At 42.2% G+C, this 13,992-nt stretch carries 11 protein-coding genes; 5 read left to right on the forward strand and 6 right to left on the reverse strand.

Annotation, left to right across the window (positions count from 1 at the left end; all coding sequences use genetic code 11):
* Positions 1–7: 7 nt before the first annotated feature.
* Entirely contained in the window at positions 8–913 is a 906-nt protein-coding gene (glyQ, locus tag AB4160_RS11625; RefSeq protein WP_102436422.1) for a glycine--tRNA ligase subunit alpha, read from the reverse strand.
* 119 nt (positions 914–1,032) lie between these two features.
* On the opposite strand from glyQ, the gene AB4160_RS11630 reads away from it, so the two are divergent.
* The gene (locus AB4160_RS11630) at positions 1,033–1,602 is read left to right on the forward strand and encodes a DNA-3-methyladenine glycosylase I (RefSeq protein WP_102436424.1); all 570 of its coding nucleotides are present in this window, start codon (positions 1,033–1,035) and stop codon (positions 1,600–1,602) included.
* Positions 1,603–1,702: 100 nt separating this feature from the next.
* Here the strand turns inward: AB4160_RS11630 and AB4160_RS11635 are convergent, their stop codons facing one another.
* The 5 genes from AB4160_RS11635 to fadB form a co-directional block, all read right to left on the reverse strand.
* Positions 1,703–4,900 (reverse strand): amidohydrolase family protein, encoded by a 3,198-nt coding sequence (locus tag AB4160_RS11635; protein ID WP_372004716.1) that lies wholly within the window; start codon positions 4,898–4,900, stop codon positions 1,703–1,705.
* A gap of 406 nt (positions 4,901–5,306) precedes the next feature.
* Positions 5,307–5,753, reverse strand: coding sequence for an MOSC domain-containing protein (locus tag AB4160_RS11640; RefSeq protein WP_102436428.1), 447 nt, complete (start codon positions 5,751–5,753; stop codon positions 5,307–5,309).
* Positions 5,754–5,755: 2 nt separating this feature from the next.
* Entirely contained in the window at positions 5,756–6,001 is a 246-nt protein-coding gene (tusA, locus tag AB4160_RS11645; protein ID WP_102436430.1) for a sulfurtransferase TusA, read from the reverse strand.
* Between the two features lie 217 nt (positions 6,002–6,218).
* On the reverse strand, positions 6,219–7,388 hold the full coding sequence (gene fadA / locus AB4160_RS11650; RefSeq protein WP_102475870.1) for an acetyl-CoA C-acyltransferase FadA: 1,170 nt from the start codon (positions 7,386–7,388) through the stop codon (positions 6,219–6,221).
* A gap of 22 nt (positions 7,389–7,410) precedes the next feature.
* Positions 7,411–9,561, reverse strand: a complete 2,151-nt coding sequence (fadB, locus tag AB4160_RS11655; protein ID WP_372004719.1) for a fatty acid oxidation complex subunit alpha FadB — start codon at positions 9,559–9,561, stop codon at positions 7,411–7,413.
* Positions 9,562–9,808: 247 nt separating this feature from the next.
* On the opposite strand from fadB, the gene pepQ reads away from it, so the two are divergent.
* The 4 genes from pepQ (at position 9,809) to hemG (ending at position 13,988) form a co-directional block, all read left to right on the forward strand.
* On the forward strand, positions 9,809–11,131 hold the full coding sequence (pepQ, locus tag AB4160_RS11660) for a Xaa-Pro dipeptidase (protein WP_102436436.1): 1,323 nt from the start codon (positions 9,809–9,811) through the stop codon (positions 11,129–11,131).
* Positions 11,124–11,738 (forward strand): YigZ family protein, encoded by a 615-nt coding sequence (locus tag AB4160_RS11665; protein ID WP_372004722.1) that lies wholly within the window; start codon positions 11,124–11,126, stop codon positions 11,736–11,738. Before pepQ ends, AB4160_RS11665 begins: the two co-directional genes overlap by 8 nt.
* Before the next feature lie 183 nt (positions 11,739–11,921).
* Positions 11,922–13,379: a TrkH family potassium uptake protein gene (locus tag AB4160_RS11670; RefSeq protein ID WP_102436440.1), complete on the forward strand. Its 1,458-nt coding sequence runs from the start codon at positions 11,922–11,924 to the stop codon at positions 13,377–13,379.
* 72 nt (positions 13,380–13,451) lie between these two features.
* Positions 13,452–13,988 carry a menaquinone-dependent protoporphyrinogen IX dehydrogenase gene (hemG, locus tag AB4160_RS11675; protein WP_102475872.1) on the forward strand — a complete coding sequence of 179 codons (537 nt, stop codon included), beginning with the start codon at positions 13,452–13,454 and terminating at the stop codon, positions 13,986–13,988.
* Positions 13,989–13,992 lie beyond the last annotated feature (4 nt).

Below are 13,992 nucleotides of genomic sequence, written 5' to 3' on the forward strand. Positions count from 1 at the left end.
TTTACCTCTACTTACACATTGGGAAACCAAGCGCTTCACGGGCTTGGTAGTAAGACTCTGCAACACCTTTGGCCATAGTACGTACACGTAAAATATAACGTTGACGTTCAGTAACCGAAATCGCGTGGCGAGCATCAAGTAAGTTAAAGGCATGAGATGCTTTCATTACTTGTTCGTATGCAGGAAGAGGCAATGGCTTTTCAAGGTCAAGTAAATGCTGACAAGCGACTTCACAATCATCAAACTGCTTGAATAGTACTTCTACATTGGCGTGTTCAAAGTTATAGGTTGATTGCTCAACTTCGTTCTGATGGAAAATATCACCATACATCACTTTACCCATTGGACCGTCTGTCCATACTAGGTCATATACGCTATCAACTTCTTGGATATACATCGCAAGACGTTCAAGGCCGTAAGTGATTTCACCAGTTACAGGCTTACACTCTAAACCGCCCACTTGTTGGAAGTAGGTAAATTGCGATACTTCCATACCGTTTAACCAAACTTCCCAACCTAGACCCCAAGCTCCTAATGTAGGTGATTCCCAGTTGTCTTCTACGAAGCGAACATCATGGACGCCCATATCTACGCCTAGTGCTTCTAAAGAGCCAAGGTATAGCTCTTGAATATTGCTAGGAGAAGGCTTAAGCACTACTTGAAATTGATAGTAGTGTTGTAGACGGTTAGGGTTTTCACCGTAACGGCCATCGGTAGGGCGACGACATGGCTGAACATAAGCACTACTCATAGGCTCTGGGCCTAATGAGCGCAAGAATGTCATTGGGTGGAATGTACCAGCGCCAACTTCCATGTCTAATGGTTGAACTATTGCGCAACCTTGCTGCGCCCAGAATTCCTGCAGGGTCATAATAAAGCCCTGGAATGTTTTTACGTCGTGTTTCGTCGTCATGTCCGCTTATCTACTGGTTAGGCTATAAATAGAAAATGGTTTTGATTATACCTTGTAGATAAAGGCTTATGTAGGTTATTTTTTAACGTAGAGATTAAAAATAGTAAAGGACTCAATAAATGGTTCAACAACGTTGTGGTTGGGTCAGTGATGACCCTATTTATCAAGACTATCATGATAATGTTTGGGGGCGGCCTGTTTATGATCCCATCGAGTTATTTGAAAAGCTTTGCTTGGATGGTCAGCAAGCAGGATTATCTTGGATCACCATTTTAAAGAAGCAACACAATTACCAAGCTTTGTTTGCCAATTTTGATCCAAAAGTGATTGCCACATTCGATGATGCCAAAGTCGAAGAATTACTATTAAACCCTGGAATTATCAGGAACCGTCTAAAGGTTAATTCTATTATTCGAAATGCCAAAGCCTATTTAGCCTTTGTTGAGCAGGGTAATGATTTTTCTGAATTTCTTTGGCAGTTTGTTGGCGGTAAGCCTGTCGTAAATCATTATTTAACTTCGGCGGATTTACCTGCTCAAACAGCAGAATCTGAGGCCATGTCTAAAGCACTTAAAAAGCTCGGTTTTAACTTTGTAGGGCCAACTATTTGTTATGCTTTTATGCAAGCGGTAGGTATGGTTAATGACCATACAACAGATTGTTTTTGTTATGGAAGCGATTTTGTTTAACGCAGTTTTTTAGCAAATAAAAAAAGGATGTTCCACGTGGAACATCCTTTTCTTTTTTTGCTAAATCATTTTCGATTAGCCTAAGCTTGTTGCCTCAGTATTAATCTTTTTTCTCAAAGAAAAATGGTTTACGGCTAACTTCTTCGCCATTCAATTGATTCATGGTTTCTGAATCAAATAACTTACCATTGACCATGGTGTAAGACACTTTATCAGTCACACGAATATCAGTTAATGGGTCGCCGTCAATCACAATAATATCAGCTAGTTTACCGGCTTTAATTGAGCCTATTTGATGATCCATACCGAAGGTGGTTGCAGGGTTTATGGTTGCTGTTTTCAGCACATCCATATTGCTCATACCACCTTGAGCAAACATCCACATTTCCCAGTGCGCCGCTAAACCTTCACGTTGACCATGAGCACCAATATTGGGTTTGATGCCAATATCATTTAGCTCATTGGCAACCCGTGCCACATTGAAGTGATTGTAATGTTCATCCGGTGCAGTTGTTCTTCTCATTGAGCGGGCATTAAGAATATCAGACGGAACATACATGCTTAAGCGAGGGTGTGCCCAAACATCAGTTTTATCGTACCAGTAATGCTCGCCAGAAATACCGCCATATGCGACAACCAGTGTTGGGGTATAACCGACTTTGGTTTGACTCCAGAACTGTTTAATATCGCTATAGATAGAACCAACGGGTAATGAGTGTTCGACAGTGGTATGGCCATCAGCAATCATCGACAAGTTATGCTGCAGCAAACTACCACCTTCAGGAACCACCATCATTTCTAATTCACGGGCAGCCTGAATCACTTGTTGGCGTTGGTTACGACGTGGTTGGTTGTAACTTTTCACGCTGAAAGCGCCTACCTTTTTAAGACGCTCTAAATGGAATTTTGCATCATCCAGTGAATCTACATGGGATGTGTAACCTGGTGCATTAGCGCCGTATAAAATAGTTCCGGTTGAGAATATGCGCGGACCCACAATATTACCGGCTTTTTGTTGCTCTGATGCTGCAAAAATCTCAGTGGTGTCATTTGACGGATCATGTATTGCAGTCACGCCCAATGACAGTGCTGAGTATAATTGCCAGTTTTGCTGTGGCGTGATTTCATCATCTGCTTGGCTACCATGAGCATGGGCATCAAATAAACCTGGCATTAAAGTTTTACCTTTAATGTCGATGACTTGTGCATCAGTTGGAATGGTTAAGTTAGCATCGCCAACATTGACAATTTTATTATCTTTAACGATGACAACACCATTATCAATAACTTGGTCATTTTCCATGGTAATGATTTTGCCACCAACAAATGCGATTGTTCCACGTGGAACATCTGCTTTTTTAGTGAAACCAATAGCAGTAACTTCAGGCTTAGCTTCCTCATCGCTGTTGTAGTCAGTATCCACTTTGGCTTGATAAAGGTCTGGGCCTAAAGTCCAATAAATTTCTTCATTGTTACTGTTCCAGCTAATGCTTTCACCTGCGCGGGCACTTAATTGCATTACTGGTAAGTTTTTCGCTTTCGGGCTGATTTTGATGGTTTCGCCATGCTTGGCAAAAGGGGTGACATAAACTCTAAAGCGTTCAGCAAAGGCAAGGTGCTCACCATTTGGCGATACTCTAAATTCGGTAGCATGTTCGCTAGTGTAGTGAGTGCGTTTTTCAAAGCCGTCTAAACTGATTGATGCCAGTTCTGCGGTTTTACCGTGATCCATAAAAAAGACACGATTATTATCAGCGCCAAATTGTGGCTGATAACCGCTAGCTGAAACTTTGATATTTTGCTTATTCTTTAGATCAACTTTATATAAACCCGGTTCTTGGGACCAAGTTCTAGGAGTGACATATCCGCCTTTCGCTTTACGGTAGACAACGGTTTTACCATCTGGTGAAAAGGTTGGTTCGACATATTTACCTGGCAGTGATGTCAGTTGTTTACTGCGACCACCTTTGCTACTCACAATACTGACGGTGCCTTGGTCTTGATCATTCCAAGTGGTAAAGACGATATTCTTGCCGTCCCGTGACCATTGCGGGAATAGTTCATTAACGTCATCATCAAGTCTAGTTAAACGCTTTTGTTTACCATCTTCAATATCACGGATCCAAAGTTTGCCTAATGCTTCAAAAACCACTTTTTCACCGTTAGGTGAGACTTGTGCCATACGCAGCATTTTTACGTCGAAATTATCCTTATCTAGATTTTGAGTGAAGCGTACTGATGGTTGCACCTCTAATTCAGTTTTAACGCTGAAAGGAATATTCTCAACAGATTTGTCTTCAAGGGTTAATTTATTAATTTTCCCCTTGGCCCAAAAAACAATTTGTTCATTGTCTTGGGTCCAAGACATGGTCGGATACACACCATGAATTGCCCATGTTTCTTGCATATCACGATCTAAATCACCATAAAGCTTAGTTTGCGCCCCTGATTTTAAATCGAGTAAATACAGCGAAGATTGGAAGCCATCACGTTTGATATAAGCTAACTTGGTGCCATCAGGGCTAGGTGTTGGGCGAATGGCGCCGCCAGTGCCTTCAAGTAATACTTCTATATCACCAGACTGAGTATCGTAGCGCTTAATTTTATAAATACCTTTTACTGAATCTTTTGAGTAGTGAAAGGTTTTGCCTGGGGTAGCATCTTGGCTGAAATAAATATATCTGCCATCAGGTGAATAGGCAGGCTCGCCTAAATCTTTTTGTTCGTTCGGACGCTCAGTTAATTTTACCCCTTCGCCGCCAGCGACGTGATACATCCACACTTCACCAGCACCTAAACTGCGACTACCGGTAAAATGTTTGCGGGCCACTAAGTATTGTGAGTCAGGGCTCCAAGCTGGGCTATTGAGCAAGCGGAAGGTTTCACTGGTTACAGGATGTGGGTTCGAACCGTCAGCATTCATTACCCAAATATTATCACCGCCATCTTCATCTGAGGTGAAGGCAATATATTTGCCATCTGGGCTATATACCGGCTGCATTTGCCAAGCGATGCCAGAAGCGAGTTTTTTTGCCTCGCCACCTTTTATTGGCATTTGATAAATATCACCGAGTAAGTCAAACACTATGGTCTTACCGTCAGGGGAAACGCTGACATTCATCCATGTGCCTTCGGTGACATCAATAGAGAGTTTTTCTAGCGGCGCGTTCGCAGGCGCATTAACTTGCCATTTTTCTGTTTCTTTAGAAGCATCATCAGAGGCATTAGCAGCAAGAGAAACACTTGCTAAGCTTAACGCTATCGCAGTGTAGAGAGGTTTTATTTTTGAAGTTAGCATGCACAGTCCATTTGTTGTCATTATTGTTATAGGTCGCGTTAACACTTTTATGTTTCTTAGTGTTATTGGCGAGTTACAAATCTGATGACATTTATCGCATATATTAGCCAATAACTAAATAGATATTCTGTTTCAAATAATGACAGCTATCGGGTGACTGCTAGGCTGTAGAATAATTATTTGCAGCTCAGCGATATGAAGCTGGGTGTTTAGCTATTTCAATCTGATAAATTGCTGTATGTTGGTTAAATTGTGGGGGGCTTTGAGCTGAGTTTTAATTAAGTCGTATAAAAATACGTGAGTATGTATCTAATTTTGCAAGTTTGTTTAGTGTAATAAAGCACTGAATAGTTATTCATTTTTGCTCAGTGCAACTGTCATTAAAGATAAAACTCAATAGGCACACTTATATGGTTATTATTGAAACCTGATCATCAATTTGGATCAGGCCTTCAGTTATCACTTTACAGGTTACGCCACCACGCCAATCTGGGGTGAGGGCTTTTTCAAGACCTTGCTGTGACTGCTCCATTTTTTTACATGGGTCGGTTTCACCGGTAATCAGTAAGCTAACATCATTACCAAGTTTAATGACTTTACCAACATCTGCGGCGCTAAACTTATAGCCATCAATTAATATATTGGCTCTTCGGGTTAACCAGTCTAAATCGGCATTAATTTCATTACAGGCTAATTGCCACTGTTGCTGCGACATGACGGTCACTTGCCGTTTTCCGGGTTTTCCAAAAATATCGTTTTCAACGCCTTTTAATAAACTTACCTTGGCACAAAATACTGGCTTCATCGGCCCTTTTTTAGCAGTTTTGTAAGCAATAGCGTGTAACGAAATCATGATTAGAGGCCTTTTTTAATCAGGTATTTGTATGGTGTTTGGTTAGTATCACTTGCTAGAAGAGTATGATCCATAAACTCACAAAAGCTTGGAATATCACGGGTGGTTGCTGGATCATCAGCAGTAATTAATAGGCTTTCACCTTCTGCCATTTTACGCACAGTTTTACGGATCATCATTACAGGTTCTGGGCAACGTAAACCAAGCGCATCTAAGTGGTGGTCTGCGGCAGTAAAATCTTTAGTCATATCAATTCTTCTTACTCAACAATTGCGCTAATTTTACTCTGGTTAAAGTTTGATGCAACACTGATGCTAGCTTTATTAGTAAAGCGTGATGTTATGCTCACCGAAATATGATGTTCCACGTGAAACATTGCTTTAAAAGCAGGGATAAAAAAACCGAGCTAGATAGCTCGGTTTTTAATTTTGATGCTACTAATGTAGCTGTAATAGTAAATTAGATTTAGCTATCAACGCGCTCAAAGATAGTTGCAATGCCTTGGCCTAAACCAATACACATAGTGGCTAAACCATATTTAGCATCTTTTGCTTCCATCAAGTTAATCAGTGTTGTTGAGATACGCGTACCTGAACAACCTAATGGATGACCTAATGCAATCGCGCCACCATTTAAGTTAACTTTTTCGTCAACAACATCAGTTAAACCAAGATCTTTAACACATGGTAATGATTGCGCAGCGAATGCTTCATTCAATTCAATCACGTCCATATCATCTATGTTTAATCCAGCGCGAGCTAAGGCTTTGTTAGTTGCAGGAACTGGGCCGTAACCCATAATTGCTGCATCACAACCAGCAACCGCCATAGAGCGGATACGAGCACGAATCGGTAAACCTAATTCGCGAGCCTTTTCTTCTTCCATCACTAACATAGCTGAAGCGCCGTCAGAAAGTGCAGAAGAGGTACCCGCTGTTACTGTGCCGTTAGCTGGGTCAAACGCTGGGCGTAGACCTGATAAAGACTCTAATGACGTCTCTGGACGAATAACTTCATCATGAGTCACTTTAATTAACGCGCCGTTTGCATCGTGTCCTTCGATAGGAACGATTTCATTATCAAAACGACCTTCAACAGTAGCAGCATGAGCGCGTTGATGAGAACGTACAGCAAAAGCGTCTTGTTGTTCACGAGTAATACCGTGCATTTTGCCTAGCATTTCAGCGGTTAAGCCCATCATGCCAGATGCTTTTGCCACGTTAGCAGCAAGACCTGGGTGGAAGTCTACACCATGGTTCATTGGTACATGACCCATGTGCTCAACACCACCAACGATAAAGGTATCGCCTTGGCCAGTCATAATTGCGCGGGCTGCTTGATGCAAGGCATCCATTGATGAACCACATAAGCGGTTAACCGTTACGGCGCCAGCTGATTTTGGAATGCCAGCTAAAAGCGCCGCGTTACGAGCAATGTTGAAACCTTGCTCAAGAGTTTGTTGCACACAACCCCAGATAACATCTTCGATATCTGTTGGATTAAGTTTTGGATTACGTGCTAATAATGATTTCATTAGCTCTGCAGATAAAGTTTCTGCACGTACATTTCTAAATACTCCAGCCTTAGAGCGGCCCATCGGAGTACGAATGCAGTCGACGATTACAGCGTTTTTCATGATGTTATTCCTTTACTGCTAATTAGGCTGGGTAGTAAGTACCGTTATTGGCTGCAAGCTCACGCATTGCATCAGTCACTTGATATAAACCACCTAAGTGAGCAAACTTGTCAGCAAGTGCAACAAAGTTAGCAACACCCATGGTATCTAGGTAACGGAATACACCGCCTCTAAATGGTGGAAAACCAATACCGTAAACCAGACCCATATCGCCTTCAGCAGGAGAAGTAATAATGCCTTCTTCTAAACAACGAACCGTTTCGATAATCATTGGGATCATACAACGAGCGATAACTTCATCTGCTTCGAATTCTTTTAGCTCACCAAATTCTTTACCTAACAATTCATAGCTTGTTGGATCTAAATCTTTCTTTGGCTTACCGCGACGGTCAACAGAGTAAGAGTAGAACCCTTTAGTATTCTTCTGACCAAAGCGCTCACTTTCAAACATGATGTCGATAGCATCTTTGCCATTTTTACCCATGCGGTCAGGGAAACCTTCAGCCATAACTGCTTGTGCATGATGACCTGTATCTAGACCAACAACGTCAAGTAAGTATGCTGGGCCCATTGGCCAACCGAATTGCTTTTCCATTACTTTATCGATTTTGGCAAAATCAGCACCGTCAGCCAGTAAACCACTGAAGCCGGCAAAGTAAGGGAACAATACGCGGTTAACAAAGAAACCTGGGCAATCGTTAACAACGATAGGAGTTTTACCCATTTTGCTGGCGTATGCCACAACAGAAGCAATAGTTTCTTCTGAGCTGTTTTCGCCACGAATGACTTCAACTAATGGCATTTTATGTACTGGGTTAAAGAAGTGCATGCCGCAGAAGCGCTCTGGCTTCTTCATGCTCTTCGCTAATAAGTTGATTGAGATAGTAGAGGTGTTTGATGCAATGATGGCATCATCTGCAACATAACCTTCAACTTCAGCTAATACAGACGCTTTAACTTTAGGATGCTCAACTACAGCTTCAACGATAACGTCAGCATCTTTAATGGGGGCATAATCTAACGCTGGAGTGATGTTGTTTAAAACTGCTGCCATTTTAGCTGGGGTAGAACGGCCACGCTTAACTTGCGCTGTCAGTAATTTAGCCGCTTCGCCTAAACCTAAATCTAATGCAGGTTGGGCGATGTCTTTCATGACAATCGGTGTACCTTTACTTGCACTTTGGTAAGCGATACCGCCACCCATGATGCCAGCGCCTAATACTGCAGCGCTGTTTACTTTCTTAGCCAGTTTACCGGCTTTCTTAGCTTTACCTTTAACGAACTGGTCGTTTAAGAAAATGCCAATTAATGCCGTGGCAACTTCAGTTTTCGCTAATTTGATGAAAGCTTTATTTTCTACTTTTAGCGCTTCTGCGCGATCAAGTGTTGCAGCTTGTTCAATAACGTTAACTGCCATCATAGGTGCAGGGTAATGTTTACCTGCAACTTTAAAGACCATGCCTTTAGCCGTTGCAAACGACATCATGGCTTCAAGCTTTGGCAATGTAAGTGGTTTAAGTTTACGTGCGCGGCGAGACTGCCAATCTAACTTTTCGTTGATGGCATCTTTTAGCATTTGTAGAGCAGCAGCTTCTAAATTTTCAGGTGCAACAACCGCATCAATAGCGCCAACTTTTAAAGCAGCCTCTGGGCGTTGATCTTTACCTGTGGTGATCCATTCTAGTGCGTTGTCAGCACCAATCACACGAGGTAAGCGCACAGTACCACCAAAACCTGGGATTAAACCAAGCTTGGTTTCTGGCAAGCCAATACGGGCGTTGGTGTCAGCGATGCGTAAGTCAGTCGCAAGGATAGCTTCACAACCGCCACCTAATGCAAAACCATTTACAGCAGAAGCTGTTGGGAATGGTAAGTCTTCAAGTTTATCAAATACTGCGCTGGCTTGTTCGACCCAAGATAATAAGGTGGCATCATCTTGCTCAAATAAACCTAAAAATTCTGTGATATCAGCGCCAACGATAAAGGTACTTTTACCAGAGGTAACCAGTAGGCCTTGTATGTTGGTGTTTTGCTTGATGCTTTCTAATGCAGCATCTAATGAAGAAAGAGTTTCTTTATCGAATTTATTTACCGAACCTGGTGCGTTAAAGCACAGCTTGGCAATATTATCCTCTAATAACTCAACTTGAATCGTAGGACTTTGGTAGATCATTGCTTGCTTCCTTTTTGCTAAAAGCGACTTCTACATCACAATCACTGTGTTGTTATCTAGCTTTGTTTTCACAGCAGCGACGGCCATCATTTGACCAGTTGCCAAACAGTGTGCGACGAAATGAAATAAAATACAACACCCAATTTAAACGTCCGTTTAAATAATTGGCAGCTAGAGTCAATTTTGCCCTTTGTGATACACTTCACAAGTTCTTTCATAACAAAAAATCATTACAGGGACTGAAATAATGGATCAGCTTGCTCATTTTTATCATGCACACATTGCAGAACTAAATCGCCGTGTTGCCGAAATAACACAAAGTGAACAGCTTGATGGGTTAGTTATTCATTCAGGCCAGGCTCATCGCCAGTTTCTTGATGATTTAAGTTACCCATTTAAAGTTAATCCACAGTTTAAAGCCTGGTTACCTGTGCTTGATAACCCCAATTGTTGGGTTGTCGCTAACGGAGTTGATAAACCGCAGCTGATATTTTATCGCCCGGTGGATTTTTGGCATAAAGTCAGTGATGAGCCCAATGATTTTTGGGCTGAACATTTTGAGATTAAATTGCTGACTAAAGCAGACCAAGTGGCGCAATTATTACCGGCTGATTTATCGCACTGGGCATATATTGGTGAGCATATTGATGTGGCTGAAGTGCTCGGCATCAGTTGCTGTAATCCTGATGCGGTAATGAATTACCTGCATTATCACCGCGCCGATAAAACCCAGTACGAACTGGAATGTTTGCGCCGCGCTAACCAAACTGCAATAAAAGGCCACTTAGCGGCTAAGAATGCTTTTTATAATGGTGGCAGCGAGTTTGAAATTCAGCAGCAGTATTTATCCGCCATTGGCCAAACTGAAAACGAAGTACCCTATGGCAATATTGTTGCCCTTAACCAAAATGCGGCGATATTGCATTACACCGTATTAGAGCATCAAATCCCGTCACCACGGTTATCATTCTTAATCGATGCGGGCGCTAACTATAATGGTTATGCATCTGACATTACCCGTACTTACTCTTTTGAGAAAAATAGTTTCTACGAGTTGATTGTGGAGATGAACAAGTTGCAGTTGTCACTAGTCGATATGATGAAGCCTGGGGTTAAATACCCTGATTTACACTTACGTTTTCATGCAAAACTGGCTAATTTGATGTTGGACTTTAATTTGGCAACAGGTGATGCTCAAGGCTTGGTCGAGCAGGGGATTACCAGTGTTTTCTGCCCCCATGGTTTAGGCCACATGCTGGGGTTACAAGTACACGATATGGGCGGCTTTTTAGGTGATGAAGCAGGCACCCATATTCCGACACCAGCTGGGCATCCATTTTTACGTTGCACCCGTGAAATCGCCGCTAACCAAGTTTTTACTATTGAACCGGGGATATATATTATCGACTCATTACTGGCAGGACTAAAAGCCGATCGGCGACAATCGCAAATAAATTGGGATAAAGTCGACGAATTAAGACCTTTTGGCGGCATTCGAATTGAAGATAATGTTATTGTGCACCAAGATAGAAACGAAAACATGACCCGAGAGCTAGGCCTCATTGACTGAACAATACCAAGTACCTAATCAAACACTCACCATCGAAGAAGATATCAAGCACAGTCGATTTATCACTGTGCTGTTTCACTGTAGTAGTGAGTTAGAGTTGAGGTGTGCGCTTACTAACATGAGGCTGGAATACCCGGGCGCTAACCATTATTGCTATGCTTTTGTGGCGTCCGATCCGCAAAATAGTATTGCCATTGGCAGCAGCGACGATGGCGAGCCTGCAGGCAGTGCTGGTCGGCCGATGTTAGCAACGTTACAAGGTTCAAATATTGGTGAGATTGGCGCTATTGTAGTGCGCTACTTTGGCGGCACTAAGTTAGGCGTGGGTGGCTTAGTGCGGGCTTACTCATCGGGGATCAAGTCTGGTTTAACCGAACTTGAGACCAAAACTAAATATATTCGCTATAGTACTAAGCTGAGTTGCAGTTACCCGCAACTTAATCAAATTGAATATTTGGTTAATCAATTTGATGGTGTTATCAGCAATAAAGTCTTTACTGATGTTATCGAAATTGAATTTGAAATTGCCAAAGCATTTCATGATGACTTTAATCGTGAGCTGGCCACCCAAACCCAAGGTCAGCTTAAGGCAAAGTTTAACGTTTGATGAGTGTAAAAAGTATGCCAAAATACAAAGTCATAACGATAATAAGCTCAATTGTTAATCGCTGATCTTTAAAGATGTGATTAGCTGAGGTGTTATGGCTTATTAGCGCGCCCGAGTCTTGGGCGGCATTAACAACGATGCTCTCAAATTAGTGCAAAATAAAACCTATGCGATATAAACACAGTGCAATATAAAACAATTATTAGAATCACTGGCCTGCTGATGGGATTATTTTCTATCACTATGCTGCCACCTGCATTAGTCGCCATTTTTTATAAAGATGGCGGCGGTACTGCATTTATACAGGCGTTTTGCGTCAGTTTATTTTTAGGTTTTTTACTTTGGTATCCAAACCGGGCTCAAAAAGGCGATTTGCGCACCCGCGAAGGCTTTTTGATTGTGGTGATGTTTTGGACGGTACTGGGCTCCATCGGGGCACTACCATTTATCTTTTCTACCGAGCCCGACTTAAGTTGGACAGACAGCTTCTTTGAATCCTTTTCAGCGTTGACTACCACAGGGGCCACCGTGATTGTCGGCCTCGATGATTTACCCAAAGCGATATTGTTTTATCGACATCTGCTGCAGTGGATGGGTGGCATGGGGATCATTGTGCTCGCGGTAGCCATTTTGCCGCTGTTAGGTATTGGTGGTATGCAGCTCTATAAAGCTGAAATACCCGGGCCGGTAAAAGACAGTAAGATGAAACCGCGAATTGCCGAGACCGCCAAGGCGCTTTGGTATATCTACTTATTATTAACTGTGGCTTGTGCGACAGCATTTTATTTTGCTGGCATGAGCGCCTTTGATGCTATTTGTCATTCATTCTCGACCATTGCTATTGGTGGTTTCTCAACTCATGATGCCAGTATTGGCTATTTTAATAGCCCGCTGATCAATGTTATTTGTGCGGTGTTTTTACTGATTGCGGCTGTTAACTTTAGCCTGCATTTCGCCGCTTTCAGTTGGCGGGGGATTAATTTTAAAGTCTATTTTCGTGATGCTGAATTTAAAGCCTTAATTGGTATTCAATTGGTATTAACCGCTATTTGTTTCGCGACTTTATATAATGCTGGCATATATGATTCGCCAGAGCAGACCTTAGATTATGCTTTTTTCCAGGTGGTGTCGATATCCACTACGGCTGGTTTTGGCACCGAAAGTTTTAACTCTTGGCCATTGTTTTTGCCTATATTATTAATCTTTTCTAGTTTTATTGGTGGTTGTGCTGGCTCTACCGGGGGCGGCATGAAAGTGATCCGCTTTGTGCTCTTGTTGCTACAAGGCTCTCGTGAAATGAAGCGTTTAATACACCCTAAGGCCATGTATTCGATTCGAATTGGTAAGTCTGCTTTGCCTGATCGTGTCATTGATGCGGTATGGGGATTTTTCTCTGCGTATGCCTTAGTGTTTGTCATTTGTATGGTGCTATTAATGGCAATGGAAATGGACGCCATTACCGCCTTTAGTGCAACAGCTGCCAGTATTAATAATCTAGGCCCAGGCTTAGGAGAGGTGGCCAGTAACTATGCCAGCGTGACTGATGGGGCTAAATGGGTGTTGGTACTGGCCATGCTATTTGGCCGTTTAGAGGTGTTTACCTTGTTAGTGTTATTTACGCCGACTTTTTGGAAAAACTAATGAGCTAGCTATTTTCAATGGGTATTTAGCGCTTATTACTGTTGAGGAAATCGTCGATTAAAAGGAAGAGATATGCTTAAAAGCATCATGATATATTCGACAGTCGATGGACAAACTTTGTCTATTTGTAACAAGCTTAAGTTGATGCTAGAAGAGGCTGGCGAACAGGTGACTTTGGTTTCTCTTGTTGAAGCAAAGTCGTTACCACTCACGGACTTTGACAAGGTACTCATAGGCGCCAGCATTCGTTATGGCAAACATCGACCTGAGCTTTATGAGTTCATACAGGCAAACCTGAGCAGCTTGTCCTCAATGAAAAGCGCATTTTTTACGGTAAATGTTGTTGCTCGAAAGCCCCTTAAAAATACCCCTGAAACCAATCCGTATATGCAAAAGTTTCTGCAATTATCTCAATGGCAGCCTAACTTATTAGGCGTGTTTGCAGGGAAGATAGATTACCCGAAGTATCGCACCATGGATAGAGTGATGATCCGCTTTATCATGTGGATGACCAAAGGGCCAACAGATATCACAGGTACTTTTGAGTTTACCGATTGGAATAAAGTCGATGAGTTTGCCAATGACTTTATTCAGCTTAATAGTCGTTAAGGCT

This window comes from Shewanella sp. 10N.286.51.B8, from assembly GCF_041469325.1.
Lineage (GTDB): Bacteria > Pseudomonadota > Gammaproteobacteria > Enterobacterales > Shewanellaceae > Shewanella.